This window comes from Bacillus sp. ISL-34, assembly GCF_018613325.1.
Classification (GTDB): domain Bacteria; phylum Bacillota; class Bacilli; order Bacillales; family DSM-1321; genus Peribacillus.
This window is the reverse complement of the sequence record NZ_JAGGQJ010000004.1, coordinates 319,853-343,395: the sequence shown is the minus strand read 5'-3', so window position 1 is coordinate 343,395 and position 23,543 is coordinate 319,853. Positions and strand designations below refer to the sequence as shown.

The 23,543-nt window shown below is 41.6% G+C and carries 26 protein-coding genes and 2 pseudogenes; 11 read left to right on the top strand and 17 right to left on the bottom strand.

What is annotated here, in order from left to right; translation table 11 throughout:
• Nucleotides 1-76 precede the first annotated feature (76 nt).
• The 4 genes and pseudogenes from J7E52_RS05455 to J7E52_RS05440 form a co-directional block, all read right to left on the bottom strand.
• Nucleotides 77-769, bottom strand: a complete 693-nt coding sequence (locus J7E52_RS05455) for a 3D domain-containing protein (RefSeq protein WP_214744008.1) — start codon at nucleotides 767-769, stop codon at nucleotides 77-79.
• A 365-nt stretch (nucleotides 770-1,134) separates the two neighbouring features.
• Entirely contained in the window at nucleotides 1,135-1,452 is a 318-nt protein-coding gene (locus J7E52_RS05450; protein ID WP_063234052.1) for a YuiB family protein, read from the bottom strand.
• 108 nt (nucleotides 1,453-1,560) lie between these two features.
• Nucleotides 1,561-2,040: pseudogene (locus J7E52_RS05445) on the bottom strand (NUDIX domain-containing protein).
• Nucleotides 2,041-2,249: 209 nt separating this feature from the next.
• Nucleotides 2,250-3,464 (bottom strand): NAD(P)/FAD-dependent oxidoreductase, encoded by a 1,215-nt coding sequence (locus J7E52_RS05440; protein WP_214744007.1) that lies wholly within the window; start codon nucleotides 3,462-3,464, stop codon nucleotides 2,250-2,252.
• A 475-nt stretch (nucleotides 3,465-3,939) separates the two neighbouring features.
• On the opposite strand from J7E52_RS05440, the gene J7E52_RS05435 reads away from it, so the two are divergent.
• Nucleotides 3,940-4,932 carry an NAD(P)/FAD-dependent oxidoreductase gene (locus J7E52_RS05435; RefSeq protein WP_214744006.1) on the top strand — a complete coding sequence of 331 codons (993 nt, stop codon included), beginning with the start codon at nucleotides 3,940-3,942 and terminating at the stop codon, nucleotides 4,930-4,932.
• A gap of 151 nt (nucleotides 4,933-5,083) precedes the next feature.
• Nucleotides 5,084-5,737 carry an SDR family oxidoreductase gene (locus tag J7E52_RS05430; protein WP_214744005.1) on the top strand — a complete coding sequence of 218 codons (654 nt, stop codon included), beginning with the start codon at nucleotides 5,084-5,086 and terminating at the stop codon, nucleotides 5,735-5,737.
• Between the two features lie 55 nt (nucleotides 5,738-5,792).
• Here the strand turns inward: J7E52_RS05430 and J7E52_RS05425 are convergent, their stop codons facing one another.
• A complete protein-coding gene (locus tag J7E52_RS05425) occupies nucleotides 5,793-6,155 on the bottom strand; it encodes a HesB/IscA family protein (protein ID WP_063574759.1) in 363 nt (120 codons plus the stop codon).
• 311 nt (nucleotides 6,156-6,466) lie between these two features.
• On the opposite strand from J7E52_RS05425, the gene J7E52_RS05420 reads away from it, so the two are divergent.
• A complete protein-coding gene (locus J7E52_RS05420; RefSeq protein WP_286197466.1) occupies nucleotides 6,467-7,045 on the top strand; it encodes a DUF2225 domain-containing protein in 579 nt (192 codons plus the stop codon).
• 52 nt (nucleotides 7,046-7,097) lie between these two features.
• Here the strand turns inward: J7E52_RS05420 and J7E52_RS05415 are convergent, their stop codons facing one another.
• On the bottom strand, nucleotides 7,098-7,334 hold the full coding sequence (locus J7E52_RS05415; protein WP_214744004.1) for a YuzB family protein: 237 nt from the start codon (nucleotides 7,332-7,334) through the stop codon (nucleotides 7,098-7,100).
• A 289-nt stretch (nucleotides 7,335-7,623) separates the two neighbouring features.
• Here J7E52_RS05415 and J7E52_RS05410 point away from each other — a divergent pair, with 289 nt between their 5' ends.
• Nucleotides 7,624-8,691, top strand: coding sequence for an NAD(P)/FAD-dependent oxidoreductase (locus tag J7E52_RS05410; protein ID WP_101223635.1), 1,068 nt, complete (start codon nucleotides 7,624-7,626; stop codon nucleotides 8,689-8,691).
• A 90-nt stretch (nucleotides 8,692-8,781) separates the two neighbouring features.
• Here the strand turns inward: J7E52_RS05410 and J7E52_RS05405 are convergent, their stop codons facing one another.
• The gene (locus J7E52_RS05405; protein WP_214744003.1) at nucleotides 8,782-9,111 is read right to left on the bottom strand and encodes a YuzD family protein; all 330 of its coding nucleotides are present in this window, start codon (nucleotides 9,109-9,111) and stop codon (nucleotides 8,782-8,784) included.
• 185 nt (nucleotides 9,112-9,296) lie between these two features.
• Between J7E52_RS05405 and J7E52_RS05400 the strand changes: the two are divergent.
• Nucleotides 9,297-9,518: pseudogene (locus tag J7E52_RS05400) on the top strand (NifU family protein); the annotation flags it as partial.
• A 193-nt stretch (nucleotides 9,519-9,711) separates the two neighbouring features.
• Here J7E52_RS05400 and thrB read toward each other — a convergent pair.
• The 5 genes from thrB to yutH form a co-directional block, all read right to left on the bottom strand.
• Complete coding sequence (gene thrB, locus J7E52_RS05395) at nucleotides 9,712-10,656, bottom strand: homoserine kinase (RefSeq protein WP_214744001.1); 945 nt, start codon at nucleotides 10,654-10,656, stop codon at nucleotides 9,712-9,714.
• The gene (gene thrC / locus J7E52_RS05390; protein ID WP_214744000.1) at nucleotides 10,653-11,714 is read right to left on the bottom strand and encodes a threonine synthase; all 1,062 of its coding nucleotides are present in this window, start codon (nucleotides 11,712-11,714) and stop codon (nucleotides 10,653-10,655) included. Before thrC ends, thrB begins: the two co-directional genes overlap by 4 nt.
• Nucleotides 11,711-13,009: a homoserine dehydrogenase gene (locus tag J7E52_RS05385; RefSeq protein WP_214743999.1), complete on the bottom strand. Its 1,299-nt coding sequence runs from the start codon at nucleotides 13,007-13,009 to the stop codon at nucleotides 11,711-11,713. The genes thrC and J7E52_RS05385 overlap by 4 nt, the downstream gene beginning before the upstream one ends.
• A gap of 190 nt (nucleotides 13,010-13,199) precedes the next feature.
• On the bottom strand, nucleotides 13,200-14,114 hold the full coding sequence (locus J7E52_RS26800; protein ID WP_286197465.1) for a L,D-transpeptidase family protein: 915 nt from the start codon (nucleotides 14,112-14,114) through the stop codon (nucleotides 13,200-13,202).
• A 107-nt stretch (nucleotides 14,115-14,221) separates the two neighbouring features.
• Entirely contained in the window at nucleotides 14,222-15,223 is a 1,002-nt protein-coding gene (gene yutH / locus J7E52_RS05375) for a spore coat putative kinase YutH (RefSeq protein WP_214743998.1), read from the bottom strand.
• A gap of 205 nt (nucleotides 15,224-15,428) precedes the next feature.
• On the opposite strand from yutH, the gene J7E52_RS05370 reads away from it, so the two are divergent.
• The gene (locus J7E52_RS05370) at nucleotides 15,429-15,926 is read left to right on the top strand and encodes a phosphatidylglycerophosphatase A family protein (protein WP_063234039.1); all 498 of its coding nucleotides are present in this window, start codon (nucleotides 15,429-15,431) and stop codon (nucleotides 15,924-15,926) included.
• A 44-nt stretch (nucleotides 15,927-15,970) separates the two neighbouring features.
• Here J7E52_RS05370 and J7E52_RS05365 read toward each other — a convergent pair whose 3' ends face one another.
• Nucleotides 15,971-16,738, bottom strand: a complete 768-nt coding sequence (locus tag J7E52_RS05365) for a TIGR01457 family HAD-type hydrolase (RefSeq protein ID WP_098371474.1) — start codon at nucleotides 16,736-16,738, stop codon at nucleotides 15,971-15,973.
• A gap of 23 nt (nucleotides 16,739-16,761) precedes the next feature.
• Nucleotides 16,762-17,199: a DUF86 domain-containing protein gene (locus tag J7E52_RS05360; RefSeq protein ID WP_214743997.1), complete on the bottom strand. Its 438-nt coding sequence runs from the start codon at nucleotides 17,197-17,199 to the stop codon at nucleotides 16,762-16,764.
• A 424-nt stretch (nucleotides 17,200-17,623) separates the two neighbouring features.
• On the opposite strand from J7E52_RS05360, the gene J7E52_RS05355 reads away from it, so the two are divergent.
• The gene (locus J7E52_RS05355; RefSeq protein WP_214743996.1) at nucleotides 17,624-17,890 is read left to right on the top strand and encodes a DUF3055 domain-containing protein; all 267 of its coding nucleotides are present in this window, start codon (nucleotides 17,624-17,626) and stop codon (nucleotides 17,888-17,890) included.
• Nucleotides 17,891-17,961: 71 nt separating this feature from the next.
• Complete coding sequence (locus J7E52_RS05350) at nucleotides 17,962-18,249, top strand: cytosolic protein (RefSeq protein ID WP_286197464.1); 288 nt, start codon at nucleotides 17,962-17,964, stop codon at nucleotides 18,247-18,249.
• A 30-nt stretch (nucleotides 18,250-18,279) separates the two neighbouring features.
• Here the strand turns inward: J7E52_RS05350 and J7E52_RS05345 are convergent, their stop codons facing one another.
• Nucleotides 18,280-18,555: a YutD family protein gene (locus J7E52_RS05345; protein ID WP_214743995.1), complete on the bottom strand. Its 276-nt coding sequence runs from the start codon at nucleotides 18,553-18,555 to the stop codon at nucleotides 18,280-18,282.
• A 113-nt stretch (nucleotides 18,556-18,668) separates the two neighbouring features.
• Between J7E52_RS05345 and J7E52_RS05340 the strand changes: the two genes are divergently transcribed.
• Nucleotides 18,669-19,331, top strand: a complete 663-nt coding sequence (locus J7E52_RS05340; RefSeq protein WP_214743994.1) for a YhcN/YlaJ family sporulation lipoprotein — start codon at nucleotides 18,669-18,671, stop codon at nucleotides 19,329-19,331.
• 40 nt (nucleotides 19,332-19,371) lie between these two features.
• Here J7E52_RS05340 and lipA read toward each other — a convergent pair whose 3' ends face one another.
• Complete coding sequence (gene lipA, locus J7E52_RS05335) at nucleotides 19,372-20,286, bottom strand: lipoyl synthase (protein ID WP_214743993.1); 915 nt, start codon at nucleotides 20,284-20,286, stop codon at nucleotides 19,372-19,374.
• A 168-nt stretch (nucleotides 20,287-20,454) separates the two neighbouring features.
• On the opposite strand from lipA, the gene J7E52_RS05330 reads away from it, so the two are divergent.
• On the top strand, nucleotides 20,455-21,462 hold the full coding sequence (locus J7E52_RS05330; RefSeq protein WP_214743992.1) for a M23 family metallopeptidase: 1,008 nt from the start codon (nucleotides 20,455-20,457) through the stop codon (nucleotides 21,460-21,462).
• An 87-nt stretch (nucleotides 21,463-21,549) separates the two neighbouring features.
• Nucleotides 21,550-22,299 (top strand): sporulation protein YunB, encoded by a 750-nt coding sequence (gene yunB, locus J7E52_RS05325; protein WP_214743991.1) that lies wholly within the window; start codon nucleotides 21,550-21,552, stop codon nucleotides 22,297-22,299.
• Nucleotides 22,300-22,321: 22 nt separating this feature from the next.
• Here yunB and J7E52_RS05320 read toward each other — a convergent pair whose 3' ends face one another.
• Complete coding sequence (locus J7E52_RS05320; RefSeq protein WP_309476852.1) at nucleotides 22,322-23,338, bottom strand: HD-GYP domain-containing protein; 1,017 nt, start codon at nucleotides 23,336-23,338, stop codon at nucleotides 22,322-22,324.
• Between the last annotated feature and the right edge of the window lie 205 nt (nucleotides 23,339-23,543).

The window sequence follows — 23,543 nt, the reverse complement described above, 5'->3', positions numbered from 1 at the left end:
GGGCGTTCCAAATGAAACAGACAATCAAAAGGCTGCCTCAATTGAGGCAGCCTTTCACTTTCACTTTTGTCCATCATTAAAAAGCAAACGAAGCTACATTCTCGTTCAATGTTTTCTGGGCGATTTTAGGCTTGAATACCTGCCTGATCTTGGTTTCATTCAACTTGCTTAACTGTTCTTCGGATAACTCGCCGTTCCCTTTTTGGACAACATATACTTCAAGGGTTTTCTTTCCCCAATTCTCGTATACATCTTGTACCGTTTCGTAGTATAGATCCAGGTGGTTTCCTTTGATTGCACCACCCTTGTCCGCTACAACCCCATATCCATAGCCCGGAATCCAAAGGATGGTTCCGAGAGGGAATACGGTAAGATCGGCGGCAATGGTGGAAAACAGATCCCGTTTCACCTTCACCCCTGAATAAGTGATTCCATAGGATGGGCTTTCCGGATACTTTCCGGTTGATTCATACCCTGCTGTATATCCTGTAGCCAAAACTTCATGCTTCGGGTATTTCGAGAGCTCGATTGCCTCCGCTATCGTTGTGGGACCATTACTCGTGGATGCGGATGCCATTAGCGTTGCCACTTGACCTCCACTATGGATGGCTTTATATTCGAGACCAAGCATTCGATGTTGTTTCATCGCCTCTTCAAAAGGTTGATCTTCAGGCATGGCCCCAAAAACATGATTTAAGGTTGAATCGATGGCCAAGATAAATAATATGATAATAGCAACCCTCAAAAATAACGCCTTTACACCCTTCATATGTATTAATTCCACTCCTCTCACAAGGATATTTGTTCCCTTTCCAGAGTGAAAGTATTCATAAAGCATGAAAAGATCCAATTTTTCTTACAAAAAAAGGGCCGTCCTAATTGACGGCCCCAGTTTGTCGATAAATTAAACAAAGTTGACTGGAACGGAAGGTGCGAGACTCCTGCGGGAAAAGCGAGTCCTAGGGAGACCCCGCAGACGCAAAGAGCGTCGAGGAGGCTCCCGGTCCGCCCGCGGAAAGCGAGTGCCTGGAGTAGACAAATTGTACTAATCCTAAAAAAAATGTAGACAAACCCGTTTTTCATCGAGTTTGTCTACAGTCTGGGACCGTCCATAAATGACGGCCCTTCCCATTTTCAAAACATTTGATATCCTTTATTCCTTAGAATCCTGATGACCACGCCAGCTAAAACCGCACCAAGCAGCCCGCTTGATAAAATAATGATGTCTGCCGTATGCAAGGATGTAAGGTTCGTTCCAAGATTAGAAAAAGATATTCCCGGATTTCTAAAATATTCTATTAACTTTGTTTCATTGACAATGATGATAAAGACGATTGGAAATAAGATGACCATGATCCACGAAGAACGAAAGAGCATATTCAGCAAAAAGCCAATTCCGAAAAACAATATGAAAAATAAGAGTATTGAGATAATTAAAACAGGCAATGGCATGTTATTCTTGACCCTCCTTAAAAAGCGACACCTTTAGTTTACTGAAAAAATAATTGCTGCGTCAACGACTTATACCAAATAATACCGAAGAAAAGATAATTACCCAAATCACATGAATAAATTATATGATGTATACCCAAATTGATCTCCCGGGTTCAACCCGTCAAGCATCGTCTGCATTCTTTCCTTTTTAAAAGCTAAAAGCTGTTCCAATAGTAATGATTGCTTCCCCTCCTGCATGAGCAAATCAGGGTCATAAAATTTAGCTTCATATAGTTCATCCAATTGAGCGGTTACTTCAAAACTTACCGGTTTAAGTAAAAATATCAACATATTATCACTTATATCCCCTTTGATGACTCCGCTTCTCACTCCTACAATGCCTTCGATTTCTGTATGAATACCCGTCTCCTACAACACTTCCCTCACGACAGCTTCATCGACGGTTTCATCATTTTTGACAAAACCTGCCGGAAGCGACCATTGCCCTTTCAATCCGCCATACCTTTTGTTCACGACCAGCCACTCACCTTTATCAGATATCACAAGGCCGGACACAGCCAGCCAAACATTTTTGCATCGTTCCACCAAGACCCACTTCCCCTATATTCATTATAATTAGTGTAAACTCCTATCAGCAGAGGAACATACGATTAAGCTTCGTCATCATTACCCATTATATTCCAAATGAAAACAGTGCATACTCCAATAGATGGCGACTCAACCATTGATGGGATGCCAATGAAAAAGCCATTCAGGGACAATCCCCAAATGGCCTTTATTTATATATAGAAAAATTAAAGGACGTTGAATTTACCTTTTTTAGCAACAAGGGAAGCTCCGCCAATCATTAACAATGCTCTGTTATCAACCATTTTCTTTAAGAATGATGCAGTCTTACCTGTAACTTTCTTGCCGAACACAACACCAATCGCATTGTCTTCACCAAGTGAACATACCGTTCCTTTGTTTTCGAAAGTGAACGTTTCAAGGTCGCTTTCGTTACGAACCAATTTAGTCAGGTTCTTCGCAATGACCTCACCTTGCTGCATCGCGATTTGTGCAGTAGGTGGATATGGACGATTAATTTCCTCGTTGATGATCAAAGCGCAGTCTCCTACGATAAAGATATCGTCATGACCCGGTGCCCGCATGTCAAGGTTCACTTTAATACGTCCGCGCATAGCTTCAAAACCGGAAGCCTCTATCACGGAGTTACCACGTACGCCAGCTGCCCACACAACGGTTCCCGCTTTGATTTCTTCCACTTCATCTTCGCCTTTTGCCACGATGATGCCTTCAGGAGTCGCCCCCTTGATCGGTGTACCGATTTTGAATTCGACACCTTTTTTCTCAAGGTAAGATACTGCATAATCCACCAATTCCGGATCGAAGCCAGGGAGTACGGCTGGTGCTGCCTCCACACAGTACATACGAACCTTTTGGAAATCGATGTCGTATTCTTTACAAAGTTCAGGGACACGGTTAGCCAATTCGCCTAGGAATTCGATACCCGTAAATCCTGCTCCACCAACAACGATCGTCAAGCGGTCTTCATTCTTCTCGACCTCAGAACTGTACGTAGCGAATTGCAATTGGATATGGTCACGGATTTTACGTGCCGTGTTCACGTTAGAGATAGAGAAAGCATATTCTTTTAGCCCTTGGATTCCGAACGTTTCCGATTCAGGTCCAAGTCCAATAACTAAGTAATCATAAGAAATTTCGCCGTTTTCAAGGATGACTTTTTTGTTATCTGTTTTCACTTCCAAAACAGAATCCTGGATGAATTTAACTTTGTTGTTAATGACACTTTTGATTGGATAGCGCACACGATCATGATGAAGCGTTCCAGCCGATGCTTCATGCAGCCATGTTGTTTCATAGTGGTAATCATTTTTGTTAACTAATACGATTTCTGCTTCATTTTGACCTAATGCCTTTTGTAAGCGAGTAACAGTCATCAATCCACCATAACCTGCTCCTAAAACAACGATAGTTGGCTTTTTCAAAAGTATTCTTCCACCTTTACGATATTTTCTTGTGATGCTTTCCATAACTAAAATATATTGTCTATCTGATTAATTTCCATTATAAAAAGCACTCTTATACATTTGTGACGTATTTCACGTAACACTTCGTAATTGTCATGAAAAATTCATAAAAATTTTACCAAATGATGTCTAAGTAAATATTAGTCTTTTTCCATACCTTTTTCAAGTAACAAACCGAACTTTTTCCCGTTAAAATAAAGCCGAAAAACGTTACTTTCCACCCAATTTTGAACCATATTTATACGATAAGCTCAACTAGTGCTAATGTATAATTTTACCCGCCTATGAAAGCGGTTTAAAAATATTAATCATAAAACCGCCTCGTATAGTCAAAACTTTCTAACTTTTCTAACTTTCTTCGTTTTTTAAAAGATCATCTATGTTAAAATAAGAGGATAAATTTCAGCAAACCTAGTATATCGGAGGGATAACGTTGGAAGTTAATGAAAAAGTATATGATATTACCATCATTGGCGGTGGCCCAGTTGGATTATTCACTGCATTTTATGGTGGAATGAGACAGGCATCCGTAAAAATCATCGAGAGCTTACCACAATTAGGCGGACAATTGTCGGCCCTATACCCTGAGAAATACATCTATGATATCGCTGGTTTCCCCAAAGTGCGCGCTCAGGAGCTAGTGAATAATCTGAAAGAACAAATGGCAAAGTTCGAGCAGGATGTTGTCCTGGAGCAAGCCGTTCAAGAAGTGGAAAAGCAAGCCGATGGAGTTTTCAAGTTAACGACTGATAAAGAAATCCATTACTCCAAAACAATTATCATCACAGCTGGAAATGGGGCTTTCCAACCCCGCCGCATCGAAATTGATGATGCAAAAAAATACGAAAGCGGCAACCTTCACTATTTCATCGACGACCTCAATCATTTTGCAGGCAAAAAAGTGGTGGTCTTCGGAGGTGGGGATTCAGCAGTGGACTGGGCCCTGATGCTCGAGCCGATTGCCGAGAAAGTGAGCATCATTCACAGAAGAGATAAATTCCGTGCCCACGAACATAGTGTAGAAACACTTAAAAATTCAAAGGTTGAAATAAAGACGCCTTACATACCTTCAGAGTTGATTGGTACAGACGGACGGATCCATACTGTTGTCATCAAGGATACAAATGGTGAAGATACAGAGACAATGGAGGTAGATGCTGTCATCGTCAACTACGGCTTCGTTTCTTCTCTTGGTCCAATCAAGGAATGGGGACTTGATATCCAGAAAAACAGTATTTTGGTGAATTCCAGAATGGAAACGAATATTCCGGGAATTTATGCAGCAGGCGATATTGCAACATATGATGGCAAAGTAAAATTAATTGCAAGTGGTTTTGGTGAGGCACCCACTGCCGTCAATCACGCCAAACAATATATTGACCCGAAAGCAAAAGTTCAGCCGATGCACAGTTCTTCCATGTTTTAAAATCACGCTAAAACCCGACTTTGATAGCCGGGTTTTTTGTTGTCCCCAATTCAATGATTGTGGATAACTTTTTTCATTACTTATCCACAGCGCTTACCCTTATCATTCTAAGGGTAAAGAGTAGGAGAAGCCATGAAAGGAGAATGCATATATGAATATTTTAATCGCAGGAGCCAATGGAACGACAGGAAAGCAGATCATTGGGGAATTATCAAAAAATCCACAAATGACTGTATACGGAATGATCCGGAAAGAGGAACAGGCTCACACGATAAAAGCACTCGGCGGGCATCCAATCCTTGCCGATTTAGAGGGAAATGTGGATAAAGCAGTGGATAACATGGAGGCCATCATTTTTGCCGCCGGATCTGGACCAAAAACAGGTCCGGATAAAACGACAGCTGTGGATAAGAATGGAGCCATTAAACTGGTTGATGCCGCCAAGAAGAAGGGTATCGAACGTTTTGTCATGCTAAGCTCTGTCGGTTCCGATAATCCGGAACAAGCCCATGAAGGAATGCGCCATTATCTCGAAGCAAAGCATGATGCCGATGAACATTTAAAAACAAGCGGGCTGACATACACGATTGTCCGGCCGGTTGCTTTGACAAACGAACAAGCCATCGGAAAAATCTTTGCGGATGAGAAAGTGGACCATACTAACAATTCCATTCCAAGAGCCGATGTAGCCGCCGTTCTTGCCACATCAGTCACAGAGGAAAAAACATTCAATAAAACATTCGAGATTTCCAACGGTTCCCTCCCAATCAAGGAGGCCCTGTACAATATTCAAGACAGCAAATAAGTATGAAAAAGGGGCACTTTTTTAAGTGCCCCCTTTTCTATATGACAAGAGTTTCTTAGCAGTTTTCCGGCGTACCGGCGTTTTTTGCCGTTTTGAAGGAAGACCCGCAACCGCATGAAGCGATAGCATTTGGGTTTTCGATCGTAAAGCCTCCACCCATCATCGTTTGTTTATAATCAATTACCGTTCCATTCAATATATCTGCATCCTCGGCATTAACAAGGATCTTAATTTCAAACTGTTCCAGCTGGCTATCTTTTTCTCCGGGCTCTTGTTCAAAACCCATTCCGTAGGATAATCCACTGCAGCCTCCGCCTTTAACGGCCACTCTTAAAAAGGAACCCTCTTCACCATTGTGTTTCATCATTTCTTTTATCTGAAAAGCGGCAGCTTCCGTTATTTGAACAACTTCACTCACAATAAATCCCTCCTTCTTCTGATATGTGAGATAGAACTATTTCTCTTTATAGTATATACCAAAGAAATTCCCACGCCCAATTTTCCAGCTTGAAAAAATTCATATTCCCCCACCTATTTTACCAACAAAAATTATAATATGTAATACAAGCATAATGAACCACTCTATTGGACCTAATCCTAAATTACAGGAAGGAGGGAATCTCCATCTAAGGTATACATCCTCTATATGACAAAAGCATGAATGCCTTTTATGCAAACAAAAATCAACCACTAAAAAGGTACGGTCGCGTTTTGTAAAAGTTGCTAAATATGACACGGACTTTTGCCCCGTTTAACGCACTTTACTATAATTTTTTGTTTGCGCTCATTGCGGTTTTTCTTATTCTGAGGATTTCTCCCGTTACTTCCCCCACTACAAAGGAAATCATTTTGGAAAAAGTCAGCTCCCAGTGGGTTCCCCAACATGTCAGCAAGGAGAGATCCATTAAAGACGCGATCAAAACATACAAGCTGGCGAGTTATTGCGGAGCTTTAAAAAAGGAAAAACATATAATCCTTGCCGGAATCTGTTTACGGATAGCCTGGTTATATAAGATCAACAAAACCAAGGAACAAGAAGAAAGATTTTTGAGTTTCGCCCTAAAGGAATATGAAGCATCCTATTCAACAGGTGACTTCAGCGGCACACAGGTATCCGAAGCCAGAATCCTATATCTCGCTTGCGACATCTCAAGAAGGATGGGAAATGAAAAGGCAGCCATCAAGTATTTTTCATTAGTGTTCGAAAGTCAAAAAAATGCCCGGGAAGCCTCCATCATCCAGATGGCCAGGGACCGCTTTCAGGAACTCAAGCAGAAACGAACATCCCACTCGTTGCTGCAGCACTGATAATAAAAAGGCTGTCCTCGGAAGGAACAGCCTTTTTGTTCGCCGTTGATGATTAGAACATATCAAATTCATCAATGTACTTATATATTTTATCAACCAATTCATCCGTTGTGTCACCAAAAACCACTTCACCGTTTACAAGCGCATACAAGTTACTAGAGCATCTGCCGCAATATCCCAGACAACCATATTCTATGATATCCAAATTCGGATCCCGCTCCAACCTTTCCATAGCCTCCTGAGCGCCGCTGGCCAGATTGCTTACACAAAATTCAATAATCGGGTACATTGTTTCACCTCACAGTTACTAACAAACCATCTTATTACTTTTCCCTTTTACAGTCAATATTTACGCATAAAAAATCAGCCGATTTCAAGATATCGGTTGTGATTTCCTTTTATATTCGTTATACTTTTGTCGGGGTACGTAAATAAAAGAAAATTATTTAATTTTTTATTCTTGCTACTAATTGGGGTATATATATTTAATTAAACTTTAAAGGGGACCATTTGGGGGAATCCTATAGTTAAATGCTAGTCAAATTTTTCAAGAGATCAAATAAAGGGGAAAAAATCATATGAAGAATCTAGTCATACTTGGTGGCGGGTATGGTGGTATGCGCATGTTGCAAAGATTGCTGCCTAATCAGCTTCCTGAAAATGTGAGCATCACGCTTATCGACCGTAATCCTTATCACTGCTTAAAAACGGAATATTATGCTTTAGCAGCAGGTACCATTCCAGATCAGCACATCCGTGTTGCATTTCCTGAACATCCTCGCTTGAAGAACGTATACGGAGAAGTACTTTCCATCGATATGGAAAATAAACAAGTCATTATAGAAAATCAAGATCCTGTCGTTTATGATGATTTAGTCATTGGCCTTGGCTGCGAAGATAAATACCACAATATTCCTGGTGCAGACACACACACTTACAGTATCCAAACAATCGATAAATCACGCCGCACATATTCAGCTTTGAATAATTTAGGTGCCGGTGCAACCGTTTCTATCGTTGGCGGTGGACTGAGTGGTGTTGAGCTTGCAAGTGAATTGATTGAAAGCCGTTCAGATTTAAACGTTAAGCTATTCGACCGTGGACCACATATTCTATCTGCTTTCCCAGAAAGATTAAGCACCTTTGTCGAATCATGGTTCGATAAACATACAATCGAAATCGTCCATCATTCAAATATAACGAAAGTTGAGCCAAACCTTCTTTATAATGGCGACGAAGCCGTTCAAAGCGACGTCATCGTATGGACAGCTGGAATCCAGCCAAGTAAGATCATCCGCGATATGGATATTGAAAAAGACCGTCAAGGAAGAGCCGTTCTGACTCCTCAGCATTTCCTTCCTAATGATGACAGCATCTTTGTGGTCGGCGACTGCGCGAGCCTGCCTCATGCGCCTAGTGCTCAATTAGCGGAGTCCCAAGCTGAGCAAATCGTACAGGTTCTTGTAAAGAAATGGGCAAATGAACCACTTCCAGAAAGCTTCCCGACAATGAAATTAAAAGGGACATTAGGTTCTCTTGGGAAGAAACAAGGCTTTGGTCTTGTTGCAAATCGCCCTATCACCGGTAGAGTGGCACGCCTAATGAAATCAGGCATTCTCTGGATGTATAAATACCATAACGGTTGATTCCAACCCATCTATGTTAAAATAAACTGGCCCAATGAGCTGCATGCAGCTCATTCATAGGTCAGTTTTTCTTATTTCCTCCATTATATATCACACTTGTATTATATATCCGTATTTTTCCATTGTTTCCACCACTTTTTTGAGACGCACATTTCCTTCTGCGATGATTTCTCCTTCGATGAGGACCAGTGGATAAAATAAATCTTCTTCGATCATCTTTGCGGCAAAGCTCTTTTGCTTCAGCGTTTCTGGAGGATTATACATATCTATATAGGATATTTTGAATTTCTGCTCAGGAAACTTCCTCGTTAAAGCGGCTTCAAGCCACTCGCAGGTATCTTTCGAAGAAGGGAGATTTACACAACTCGAGCAAATTTGCTCCGCTCCATACACTTCTATCTCAATTTCTTTCATTACCATACTCTTCCTCCTTCATTTTAGTATATTCACTTCATTTTGAATACTTTTTAGAAACCTTCACCTGTTTCCATCATACCAGAATAATATAGATTATATTTCCGCAAAGTTACAGTTGGATTTTTTATTACCTTCGCATTATAATATGATTAGGAAAGGAGTCGATTGCAATGTCTGACCAACAAACAATGGAAGTCCAAGTTCAAGATGTTCTAGATAAGCTTCGTCCGTTTCTTCTTCGTGATGGCGGTGACTGTGAACTAGTTGACGTAGAAGATGGAATTGTAAAATTACGATTACTAGGAGCCTGCGGAAGCTGTCCAAGTTCGACCATTACACTAAAAGCTGGGATTGAGCGTGCCCTTCTTGAAGAAGTTCCTGGTGTAGTGGAAGTTGAACAAGTTTTCTAATAGCCCTTTAAATAACATGCAGCGTATGGATGAAGGATCACTTCACCTATAAACGTTCAACCTTATTCATGCAGGCAGGAATCTTTTCTGGATGTAATAAAAAATAAAGCTGACTCGGCTTTTGCCCTATCAAATGAATTGATACGGCTTGACGCGAGTCAGCTTTTTTATATGGACAGAGAATGAAGATGGCTCACGATTTCAAAAATTTCAATTCCTTTTTTTCCTGTTCTGAAAGGATTGCCGTATAACTGCCGTCGTTATCGATTTCCAATTCTTTCACAAGAAATTCCGGAAATCTTTCCTTCAATCCAGTGAGCAAACTTTCGCTTTTTTCTGGTGATGATAAGCATAAAACAGTTGGACCTGCTCCGCTTAGGGCTGCACCAAATCCGCCTTCATTAAGGACAACTTCTTCAATAAGCGCTAAATGAGGGACCAACTCCGCTCTATATGGTTGATGGAAACGATCACTTTGCATCATTTCACCAACAAGCTTCCAATCCTTCGCTAGAACTCCTGCCAGCAAAACATTTGCGGCTGCACTTCCGCTTATCGCTTCTTTATAGGAAAGCGAAGTCGGAAGGATATTTCTTGAATCCTCAGTAAGCAATTCAAAATCGGGAATGACAGCGATCACCTTAACTCCCTCGATCGGAAACGACACGACATTCGTTCTTTCCTCCGTATGCAGGCCCACAACCAATCCACCATACACAGATGCCCCCGCATTATCCGGATGCCCTTCAAAGAGGGAAGCATGCCTATTCTTTTCCTCATCGGATAAATGAAGTTCACCAACGATGTTCGCCAACTCAATCCCCGCCACAATGGCAGAGGCACTGCTCCCAAGACCCCGGGCCAGCGGAATTTCGCTAGAGACGAAAAGCCGGCATGGGGATAGTTCCTTTCCATAGGATGCCGCCGTTTCCTTGGCAATTTGGACGATATAATTACGATCATCCGTTGGAAAAACAGACATTTCCTCTGAAAGTGGAACGACTTCCCAATGATCTGATGAAGATCCGTGTATTTCCAAGTAAAGCCCTAGCGCCAAGCCGATGGAATCGAATCCTGGTCCTAAGTTGGCCGTACTCGCTGGTACACGGATCAAGAACATCTCTGATTCTGCACTCATGCCTGTTTCACACCCTGCAGATGTTCTAAAATGACCTCTTCATCCATTGGCAGCAATGTCGGCTGAATCGTGCTTGTATTGACTGCCACATTCGGATCTTTCAATCCATTTCCAGTCAAAACGGCAACAATCTTACTTCCTTTTTTGATTTCACCGCTTTTTAATTGTTTATAGATGCCTGCAATGGAAGCACATGATGCCGGCTCTGCAAATACCCCTTCTTTTTTAGCAAGGAAATGATAGGCTTCCAGAATTTCTTCGTCTGTCACCTCATCGATTTTGCCTTTGGATTCATTTGCCGCTTCCACAGCAAAGCTCCAACTTGCAGGATTTCCAATCCGGATGGCTGTTGCAATCGTTTCTGGATTTTCAATAATGCTATCCCGGACAATTGCAGCCGCACCTTCAGCTTCGAACCCTCTCATTTCAGGAAGGCCCGTTTGTTTCGATTCGTTATATTCTTTGAACCCTTTCCAGTAAGCAGTTATATTACCTGCATTCCCGACTGGAAGCGCCAAAATATCCGGTGCGGAGCCGAGGGCATCACAAATTTCGAAAGCCGCTGTCTTCTGCCCTTCAATCCGATATGGGTTGACCGAATTCACAAGAGTTATCGGTGAGCTCTCACTAAGTGAACGGACGATTTTTAAAGCCTGGTCGAAGTTCCCTTCGATCGAGATGATTTCCGCTCCGTACATGACGGCTTGGGCAAGCTTGCCCATGGCTATTTTACCTTCAGGGATGACAACGATACAGCGCAGGTTGGCACGGGCCGCATAAGCGGCTGCAGCTGCCGATGTATTCCCGGTGGAAGCACAGATGATCGTGTCGCTGCCCTCTTCTATCGCTTTGGCCACGGCCATGACCATTCCGCGGTCTTTAAACGATCCAGTTGGATTCGCCCCTTCATATTTTACATGTAAGTCGATTCCCCACTCTTCGGATAATCGATTCAATCTGATTAAAGGTGTATTACCCTCCAAAAGGGTTAGTAATGGTGTGTTTTCATTAACGGGTAAAAATTCTTTATACGTGCTTATAAGTCCTTGCCAGCTCATTTGTTGTCCTCTCCTTCAACTCTGTATGTGCTTTTCACTTCTCTTACCATATTGTAATCATGTAATTTCTGTATTATTTGCTCAAATGCAGCCTTTGTGGCAGTATGCGTAACTAATACGATTTCAGAAGATTCCTTTTCATCCAGAGGCAATTGAAGGATTTTATCGAATCCTACCCCATGCTCGGCAAATAAATTCGTGATCCTGGCTAAAACGCCAACTTCATCCTGAACATGTAATCGAATGAAGAACTTAGCGAAAATTTCAGTGGCATCTTTTAATTGCTTCGGGTACTGAGGTGAAACGGCACTGCGGCCATTTACACCCAGCCTCATATTCTTGATTACCGTCACCATATCCGAAACTACTGCAGTCGCAGTAGGAAGACTGCCGGCCCCCGGTCCGTAAAACATCGTTTCCCCAACGGCTTCCCCATAAACGTATACAGCATTATACTCATTATTTACCGATGCTAACGGATGTGCTTCCGGAAGGAGTGCAGGCTGGACACTTACTTCGACCCTATCCCCTGCCCTGGAAGCGACGCCGATCAATTTCATTATATAACCAAGCTTCTTACTATATCTCAAATCCTCTTCGGATATCTCGGTAATGCCCTGTACCTCCACATCATTCAAGCCGATGTTCATTGAGAACCCAAGTGTTGATAGGATTGCCATTTTACGTGCCGCATCCAATCCGCCTACATCGGCTGTCGGATCGGATTCAGCAAATCCCAGCTCCTGAGCTTCCTTCAATACGTCATCATAAGCTCTGCCTTCCTTGCTCATTTTCGTTAAAATGAAGTTTGTCGTTCCATTGACGATTCCCATCATTTTCGTAATGCGGTCAGAAGATAATCCATCGACAAGACCGCGTAAAATCGGAATTCCGCCTGCAACACTTGCTTCATAGAACAAATCACATTGATTCTCGGTGGCCAATTCCAGCAGTTCCGGTCCATATAAAGCCATTAGGTCTTTATTGGCCGTAACGATATGCTTTTTATTTTTTATAGCTTCTATCAGATAACCGCGTGTTTCTTCGATTCCACCCATCACTTCTATTACAACATCAATCTCGGGATTCGAAAGGATATCCTCAGGATTGTCAGTTAACACTCCTTTATCGACCTCGACAAGCCGCTCCTTCGCAGTGTCTTTGACTAGTATCTTCTTAATGGATATGGAACAGCCCACTTGATGCATGAGCTTGTCCTGATGACTTTCAATGATTTGTACGACTCCTGATCCGACTGTACCTAACCCCAATAAACCGATCGAGATGGCTTTCATATTTTGGTTCCCCCTTAAAAACTGTTTGCCTCAAGAAAACATTTGTATTTGTATAGTAGACATTATAAGTTTAATTCATATAATTATCAATAGTTAGAAAAGATGGATACACGAACTTTTTTCGTCCATCCCTTGAACGAGTAAGAACGGGTAAAACTAATTTTTTTATGGGAAACTATTTTGATGATTATTATTTAACGCTCTCCAATGAATCATATGTACCCATTACAATATGTGGCTTTTGCACGGGATCCATCCATTTCAGTAAACTGAGGACATTCTTTTCGGCTGTGGCTGCACATCCCGCCGTTGGCTTTGTATCCCCTCTCCATACATGAAGAAAGATTGCACTGCCTTTTCCTTTTATGATGGGATTCGTATTATAATTGATGACCGCGCCATACTTATAGAGTTCATGATTCATTCTTTCGAAGGACTTCCATTTATCTGCAGGATTTCCTTTATAGGTTTTCCACTTGTTATAATCCTTGGATGTCTGATCATCAATCCAGTAGTCATATTTGGTCGTTTTCTTATAACTCATTTTCATTCCGGCCGGCTTCGTTTCGCCTCCAAAGGCCGTACCAAATGAATAAATCCCAACCGGAGATTTCCCGTCACCCTCTTTTTTGCTCTTCGTGAAGCCGTTCTTCCCAATGACGCCCGCCATCTTCTTCAATGCCCGGCGCCATTCCCCTTGTTTCTTCTCATAGGTTTGGATCGTGACCTTTGTATCACTCATGGCTTTCCCTGTCACCGATACAACTTGGTTAACGCCTTTTCTCCTTTCGAATTTCTTCAGAAGGGCTTTTTCACTAGTACTGAAAAGCTCTTTTGCATCTGCCATATTGATATATGCTGTCTTTTTTGAGTGACAGACCTTATACCAGTTTCCAGTTCTTCCACTTGCCGATAATTCTTTATTTTTCTTATAAGTTATTAATGTTTTGCTTGCAGCCGACGCCTTTTCCTTCACATCCGCAGCAGACTTCATGACAATCTTGAATTGATTTGCTTCGCAATTTGTTTTCGTTTCAGCTTTTGCAAGATTTGTCGTTTGGATGATTAAAAGGGCTAAAAGGGCGGCCATCATCAATCTTTTCATGGTCCCATCCTTCCGCAGCAATAACCAAATATCTAACTATTCAAAAAAATCTTTTTATCATCATAACATAGTAAGTAAGGATGAATCATATTTCTTTCAGCTTTTATCTAAATCCAGTCAATTTTAGGCAAATCATATTGCTTGGCCGGGACCTCCGCCAATTCATAAAAATGTTTGAGGAAGGACTCATATTGTTGGGAGGATTTCGTGATTGAAGATATTTTATCCTCCAATTCATTCGACCTTGATTCCGTCGTTTTTGAAAAATATTCTTCCACTGTTTCAAAATAATGAATGGGAAATAGCATTCTTGAATATAACAACCGGGCTGAAAAACTAGAGAATGGTTCTATGGATTGATATTCGTGAAAGAAATGGCCAATGCCCCGCTGATGGGTATGCACATTTTGAAAATAGTGTTCCCTCACCCATTCCGCGACATCCCTGGTTCCGTGGTCGAATACCCAATCGAACGGATTTTTCATCCATTTATTGCTTTTCCAGGTATCATGTAAAAAACGTTCATAACAAACCGTTCCACTATCGACAATTTGCGGGGTATCATCAATTTCCGTGTCGACTAAATATTGAATCGCATTTTCACCTAGGACCATATAATAGGGAAAGGTTTCTATAAATAATTTTTCAAACTGGTTATCAGGATGGGCGTTGAGCTTATCCCGCCAAATCTTTTCTAACTGATCGATCCTTTGTTCCCAGAGCTCTTTCCATTTACCGATCCTTGAACATGTTCGGATCGTTTCATTAATATTTCTCCCACGCTGATGAAATCTTGCCAGACGTCTTCCTGGGTTGAAATTTTTCGGACCTTCCAATGCCTGATTGGCAAGAAGGATGAATAATTGTTCATCCGCTTCCGAAACATAACTTCCATGATTGGCAAGGACAAAGGCGGATACGTGACGATCTCCTTGTGAAATCAGATGTTGAGACATTTTATACCGTTCCACTAATTCCTCCTGCTCCATATTTTCAATGGGAACGATGCTGTAAACCATATTTCCTGAACGGAAGCTTGGAAACCTGCTATTGGCTTCTTCAAGCTCCACCTGTATGCCATAATTATTAAAAATGATTTCTTCTATCATGGAATGGCCCCCTTCATCAAATGGATATAATAGAAATATTGGACATCATATACTTATATATATGTGGAATAACCCGTTTTCTGAATGATTATCGAAACCTTATTAGAAATTCGATCAAAACATCCTTCATGGGTTTTCATTTTAATCAAATCAAACTACCTGCATTAGAACTATCCCTTTAAAATATAGAGAAATGGGTGATGACATGGCTAATATTGAACAATCAATGTCTGAAAAAACGGCTCGAAGATGGCTAATTGAACGGGGAGTGAAATTGGAGGATATCGCTGAGCTTGTCATGTATTTACAATCTGGCTACCATGAAAATCTCCAAATGTCCGATTGCCTTCACAATGTCGAACGGGTCCTTTCAAAACGCGAGGTCCAAAATGCGATCCTTACCGGCATTCAGTTGGATATTCTAGCTGAGAAAAAACTGCTCGAGGAGCCTCTGCTGAGCATCATTGAAATAGATGAAGGCCTATATGGGGTCGATGAAATACTGGCTTTTTCAATTGTGAATGTTTATGGATCCATCGGCTTTACCAATTATGGTTTCATCGATAAACAAAAGCCGGGGATCTTAAAATATTTAAACGATAAAAGCACAGGTAAGGTGAACACCTTTTTAGATGATATCGTTGGGGCGATTGCAGCTGCCGCTTCAAGCCGGCTTGCCCATAGAACCGAAAATGCAGAATGAAAAGACATGAAAAAACAGGACTGCATTCGCAGGCCTGTTTTTTTTCATTCGAAGCGCCATAAGTCGAGGGTGTCCACCACATGCGTAGGCTGCTCCTTGTATTGCTTTAAGCGTTCTTTTGTCGTCACGCCAGTATGTACAAGCAGTGTATCGATCCCTGCATTAATGCCGGCAAGGATATCCGTATCATAGTTATCGCCAACCATGATTGTCTCTTCTTTAGGTACCCCTAATACTCTTAGTGCTTGCTCCACTATGACGGATTCAGGTTTTCCAATGAAAATCGGCTGTACCTGAGTCGAAACGGAAACAACGGAGGTCAAGGCGCCATTCCCGGGCAAAAGGCCTTGCTCAGTAGGAATGGCAATATCACCATTGGTCGAAATGAAAACAGCACCATTTCTAACAGCAAGACAGGCTTTTGACAACTTTTCATAATTGACGCCGCGGTCGATGCCCATTACCAGAAAGTCTGGATGCTCTTCGACAAGCTTCATTCCTTTTTCCTTAAGGGCCTCGATGATGCCTTCTTCACCCACCACATAGACCGATGCATCCTTCTTTTGTTCGGCTATGTAATTGGCAGTGGCCATGCTTGTCGTGAAAACCTGGTCATCTTCCGTCGATATGCCGATGCTTCTCAATTTATCCGCTACCTGTGCCGGAGTCCGGGATGAATTATTGGTGACGAACAAATAAGGGATATCCCTTTTCCTTAGGTCATTAATAAACCCTGCCGCTTCCGCAATTTGTTCAGTTCCGCGATACATGGTGCCATCTAAGTCAATTAAATATCCTTTATACGATTTCATTTGAATTCGCCTTCCTAACGCTGCTAGTTTTTAAAAGCTGATACAGGTCCCAATTCATTTGTTAAATAGTTCCTCACCAAATCAGGGAATTGCTTGAATGCCTCGATATTTTCCGAAAATACGGCATGCATTTCTTTGTGATTCACTTCAATGAAGTCTTGAACCAGCATTTTCCTTAACGGCAAAACCTTTTTGAATTGTATCGCTTTTTCTTCTGAAATCACTTTTTCATCTTGAAGGATATCGATAATATCTTCATAACTTCCTGGATCACGCATAATGAAACCATCAATTACCGCATTTCCTACATCCAACACGGAATCGATGGAAGTTTGTATAAGCCTTTCTGCGATTAGTTCCGAAAGGTCTCCATCCCAATTATCTTGCCCTTCAAAAAGTCCAAGCTGCTTTTCAAGAAAACCTAATATTTGTTCAATTTTTTGGCGGTCTACAAAATACATTATTTCCAGATCCTTTCTGATCTAAGATGATATATGGAATCATTGGTTGAAAGAGCGGCATGGGCAAAACCCTGTCCCGAACCAACCTTATTCATTGATAATACCATAGCTTCTCCCTTACTCTCAATTCCTTCAACCACAACCATTGCACCATCCAATTACTAAGAGGAGCGGTGACTTGCACATAGCCTTTTTTACAGGGGTGCATTTCCCACGTCCTCTCCAAGAAAACCAATCACGATCACATTTATATTCTTCACCATTTTCTTTTAATCGATGAACGCCATGATTGCTGGAGGTTCATGAGCATCATGGGGAGGGACTTAAGTTCTCCAGCCGGCAGCCCCGAAAAATGTCTGTTCCCCTATTGAAGTCACTTTGTTATGATGGAACTACAAATGTGAAGGTAAGAAGGGATGATACTATGGATGATCGTTTTTATTTATACAATGACGTCGTTGATTCAAAAACCCGGTTCATAAGCTTCATGGGAGAGGAATCAAGATTCGATCTGGCCATTACGACTACCGATCGTTTTTACGGAAAGAAGCTTGTTTTAAATATGCAGAGTAACCGTTTCGCGATTATTGGGCCAGATGATTTAGAAGAGGAAGGCTATCTTGAGCATGCCTTTCAGTTGTCAGAAGCGGAAGCAGAGGAACTGCGTCACTTTTTAATGGAAATCGTCTGAGTGCTGAAGTTTTTTATCTTAAACGGGAAAACCTACTGAATGTAAGATCGATTACATGAGGGGGGATTATCTTGGACAAAGAAGAATACCACGATTTTTCCAATGTCGAAAAACAGAGGGATTATTTAATTCCTGAAGAATTTCCCGAAGGACCTTTTGGATCACCCATTGCAAAAGATGCACCAGTCCAGAATAAAAACACACCGTGGCAGGAAGGGCAACGCTATCAAAGTGCCTTCAATTATGAAAATAAATCGTTGCACGAAGGCTTGCCTCGACAATATCCTGGTGCTCATCCGACACATGATGATCCAGAAAAAGATGAACAGCCTCCATATAAAGGATATGGCAACTCTTAACTTGGAAGGCCAGAGTGAATTCTGGCCTTTTTATTTCTTTATTTTCTTCACGACGAAATATGGACAGCCAAAATTGCAGTATTCATATAAATATTCACTAAGCGTGCTTATTTTCGTATCGAAGGTCGCTTTCTGATTGGAATCATCAAAAAATCCACGCAGCCTCAATTGCCCGTAACCCCAATCCCCAACTATATAATCATACTTCGTTAAAATCTCACTGTATCTGGCTTTAAACGCTTCTTCGTTATAGCCTTCCCTTTCATCCTCGATTATTTCGTAGGTCATGTTATTGATGGTAATCATTGTTTTCACCTCTCATAAATACATTTCTTCTTTAAATTATAACTGATTCCCCATCAATTACTAAGCGAAAAATAGAGAAATATGTTCATCCTAAAGTTACGGGGGTGTTATTGATGAAAAAAACGATAATAACGATAGGTTTAAGCTCGATTATTGCACTAACCGGATGTGCTGATAATGAAAATGATCAGGGGCTCGGTGCAAAAAACAATGCAGGCAACCCAACAAACGTAAATAATCCAACTCAATATTATGATGAGGATTATCGTAATAATGACAACAAAAGTAATGATTTCGGTTTTACCCGCACCAATAGTGCAACCATTGACGGCCGTAACATTTCCAACAAGGCTGCTTCGATTGACCGTGAACAACTGTCTGATGTCATTTCAAAACTAAGTATTCAGATTCCAAATGTCAATGATGCCGCTACCCTCGTTACCGATGAGGAAGTACTTGTCGTATATGATACCAATAACAAGGATCGGACGGAAACCGCAGACCAAGTTAAACGCACTGCCATGTCTGTCGTGCCTCGCTACTATCATGTCTACGTCAGTGATGATTATCAAAACCTTGCCCAGGATGTCGAGAATTTCGCTACAGTGAAATCCGGCAGCAAAGGGATCGACTATACGATCGAGCAAACGATCAAAAGAATGCTGAAGTCGCCTCAAGGATACAAAATGAGTGACGAGGAAAATGAAAATGGAGAAATGGTTAACGATAAAAGAGACCAGCACGATAACATCCATCAAAAAATGGATAACCGTTGAATAAAAAAGGACCGAATTTTTTTCGGTCCTTTATTTCACTCTATTTCAATAATTCTTCACCTTTGTTTTGCTTATGTTTTGCCGCAGCATTAACCTGTTCATCCGCATGGTAGGATGAACGGACAAGCGGACCGGATTCACAATGGCTGAAGCCTTTTTCCAATGCACGTTCTTTCAGTTCGGCAAATTCCTCAGGCGTGTAGTATTTCAGCACCTTTAAATGCTTTTTAGTCGGCTGTAAATACTGGCCGATCGTCATGATATCCACATTATTAGCCCTTAGGTCATCCATGGTCTCGAGGATTTCCTCCCGCGTTTCACCCAGACCTACCATTAAACTGGACTTTGTCGGGATTTCCGGGTACAGTTCCTTTGCTCTTCTTAAAAGCTCCAATGAACGTTCGTACTTGGCCTGAGCCCGTACACGGTCGGATAAGCTTCTGACAGTCTCTATATTATGGTTCAGGATATCTGGTTTAGCATCCATCAAAGTCTTGATATTTTCAAGCTCCCCGCCCATATCAGACGGTAATACTTCAATTGAAGTAAATGGATTTTTGCGTCGGATGGCACGGACCGTTTCAGCGAAAACTTCAGCGCCTCCATCCTTTAAATCATCACGGGCAACAGCTGTAATGACGACATGCTTTAAATTCATTAAAACAACGGAATCAGCAACACGCTCCGGTTCAGCCCAGTCCAATTCATTCGGACGTCCGGTTGTAACAGCACAAAAACGGCATGCCCTTGTACAGATTTCACCTAAGATCATGAAAGTAGCCGTTCTTCTCACTGCCCAGCATTCGTGAATATTCGGACATTTTGCCTCTTCACAGACAGTATGAAGATTTTTTTCACGCATCATATTTTTTAAACCGAGGTAATTTTCGTTAGTATTAAGCTTTATTTTCAACCAATCTGGTTTACGAAGAATTTCTTTATTTGTAGAAGACATGAAAATGCCACTCCATTCTATAGAAATTAACACACCCTACTTTAACAATAAAAAAGCATTTATACAAGTTATAGTTGGTTTCCCATTATTTATTTTTCATGTTTATAGCTAAATCAGCAAAACTATAAAAGATGGATGGACTGATGTATTTTGATTACGGAGAATGTCATGAAAGGAGCTGCCCCGTTGAAAAAATTATTCCTTCTTACCATAACTTGTTTGTTTATTTTGAATGCACCAGGCCAAGTGGCTAACGCTGCCGATACCCCAGATGCTTATGCCGGGAGAATGGAGCTATATAAAAATATGGAGGCTACCCTCCAAATCCCGTGGTATTACCTTGCTGGAGCTGATCAATATGAGCACAGCCTCAGGGCTGCCCGAAGGGATTTGGAGCCGGCAAAGGGTTTAATAGGCATCCACATCGAGCCTTCAAAGTGGAGCGGGGCCCTCAATCCTGACTTAAACGACGTGAACCCGCTCACGATCACATTTTTTGATGGATTGGGCCAGGATGGCAATGGTGATGGCAAGGCTGATATCAATAATGATACCGATCGATTGTATGCTTTCTCGAAGCATCTCCAATCATATGGTGCAGATGAAGATAATATCCGGATCGGCTTGTGGGATTATTATAAACGAGATAAAGCAGTCGGCATCATTATCGGCAATGCCGAGATTTATAAGAAATATGACCGGCTGGATTTACACGATAAGGCCTTCCCGGTTCCAGTACGAACTCATTATACGTACTTAAATACATGGGGAAGCGCTCGTGGATGGGGCGGAAGGAGAATCCATGAGGGCACTGATATTTTTGCTGATTATAGCCTTCCCGTTCGTTCCACCAGCTATGGAATCATCGAAATGAAAGGCTGGAATAAATTCGGCGGTTGGAGGATAGGGATACGGGATTTAAATAATACCTATCATTACTTTGCCCATTTAAGCGGCTTTGCCAAAGGGTTGAAAGTCGGACAAATCGTCGAGCCCGGACAAGTCATCGGAGGTGTCGGGAGTACAGGTTACGGTCCTCCGGGAACTTCCGGAAAATTCCCTCCGCATCTTCATTACGGGATGTACAAAGACAATGGAATCACAGAATGGAGCTTTGACCCTTACCCCTATTTAAGATTGTGGGAAAGAAAAGATTTGGCTAAAAAACGAAAGTGAGCGGCGTGAATTTTTACGCTGCTTTTTTTTGATTCGAACATAAACCCCTGAACTTGATGCATAGGTATTAGTAAAGGGGGCTAAAGCGTGTTCCGAAAAAGATTTCGACCGAAGAAATTCAAAAAAAAGGGGCCTCTTCCCACCCGAAAAGTATTTCTCTATTCTTTTATCCTGTTTATCATATCAAGCATCATGACTCTTTGGTACGTGGACAAATCAATCGAACCCGTGATCATGAGTGTAGCCGAATATGAAATTAAACGGATTGCAACGGAAACGATTCATGAATCGGTTGATGAGAATATAGCCAAGGTTGATATGAACAAAATCATCACCAACAATAAGGGGGGTAAGGACTCCAGTTCCTCCTATAGCTTCAATCCGGTCATATACAGTGAATTGCGGGCTAACATAACGAAGGATATTCAAAAGAAGCTTGGCATCAAACAGGGAAACCCTTTTAAAACAGGTTCAGCCAAAATAAATGATGAACAATATAAAAGTGTGGTCTATTATATACCATTTGGTGTCGTAACCGGGAATAACCTCCTTTCCAATTACGGACCTGAAATCCCAGTGAAAATGTCAGTCATCGGAAATGTTGAATCGGATTTGAGGACAAAACTGACAAACGCAGGCATCAATAATGTTTATTATGAATTGATTGTGGATTTTGATGTCAATATTCAAATCGTCATCCCCTCATTCACAAAGGAGACCAAGGTGAGTCAGGAAGTGACAGTCGGAAGCCTGCTGATCGAAGGTGATGTTCCAAGTTATTTTAGTAACGGAAACGGTTCGGTGGCACCTGCGATCATGAAGGAAAACAAGGAATGAAAAATCCAGCTTATCCTTGAGGTTAGGCTGGTTCTTGTATTTTGAAACATTTCATGATGAGCAAATGGAGGTTTTTATTCAAGTCCACTTCATAAGGCACTTTTATCCGCTCCCCAGCTTCTTCTAGTATCCTTATCATGGGGCGGTCCCCTATCCCCTCATTTTGTGCGGATACTACCCCTTTCCTTCCATCATTCAATTCTACGGATAGACCATTAGGATAAATGGCAACCGCCCTCCGGAAAGCCTCGATGATCGTATTGTCGAACTTTTTCCCGACTCCGGCATAAAGGACTTCCAACCCCTGATGCGGCAGCATGGCCTTACGGTAAACCCGATTGGAGGTCACGGCATCAAACACATCGGCAACGGCAAGGATCTTCCCGAAATAATGGATTTCATCCCCTTTTATCCCACGGGGATATCCAGATCCATCTAACCTTTCATGGTGCTGATAGGCACAATTCGCAACTAAAAGTGAAACGGTATGAACATTTTTGATTAGATGAAATCCGTAATCGGCATGTTTTTGGATTTGTTCAAACTCCTTTTCAGTCAGCTTATCGGGTTTACGGAGGATTTCCAAAGGCACGAGCATTTTGCCGACATCATGGAAAATCGCACCCAGCCCAAGAATTTCGAGATTCTTATTATTGATATTCAATTCCATCCCGATCGCAAGGGTATATAAGGTCACATTGAAGGAATGAGTAAAGATATAGTCATCGTATGTATAAACGTCAGCCAATAAAGTCATTAACTCTTTATTCCTTTTCAGCTCGTTCATGATGTTCCGGACTATTTGAGTGAACTTGACGTTAGCCTGCTCTATCGTGAATGATCCATCAAGGTTCATTTTGTTTTTCATGTCCAGGAAAGTGGTTTCAATCGTATTAATGGCTTCTCTTCTAAGTTTCCCGGACACTGGGGGCATTGTAATGATGTCATCCGTCCTGGAATCTTGAATATAAACAAAGGGTATATTAAGGGACACCAGTCGATTGATCATTTTCTGCGTTAATGTAAGACCCTCGCACAATAGGACATGGCCCGCTCATTATAGATGTTTTTACGGAGCCTTGCTCCAGGGCTTAGGGACTTTGTAATAGCTAACCTCATACTTGTACCCCATCATTCAATATTTGTAAATCAAACCGTTTCTTTCCTTTATAAAGATTATCGGAAAATATTTTGATAAATGAATCTGTTTGAACATATTAATTGAAAAAATATCAGCATTTTCT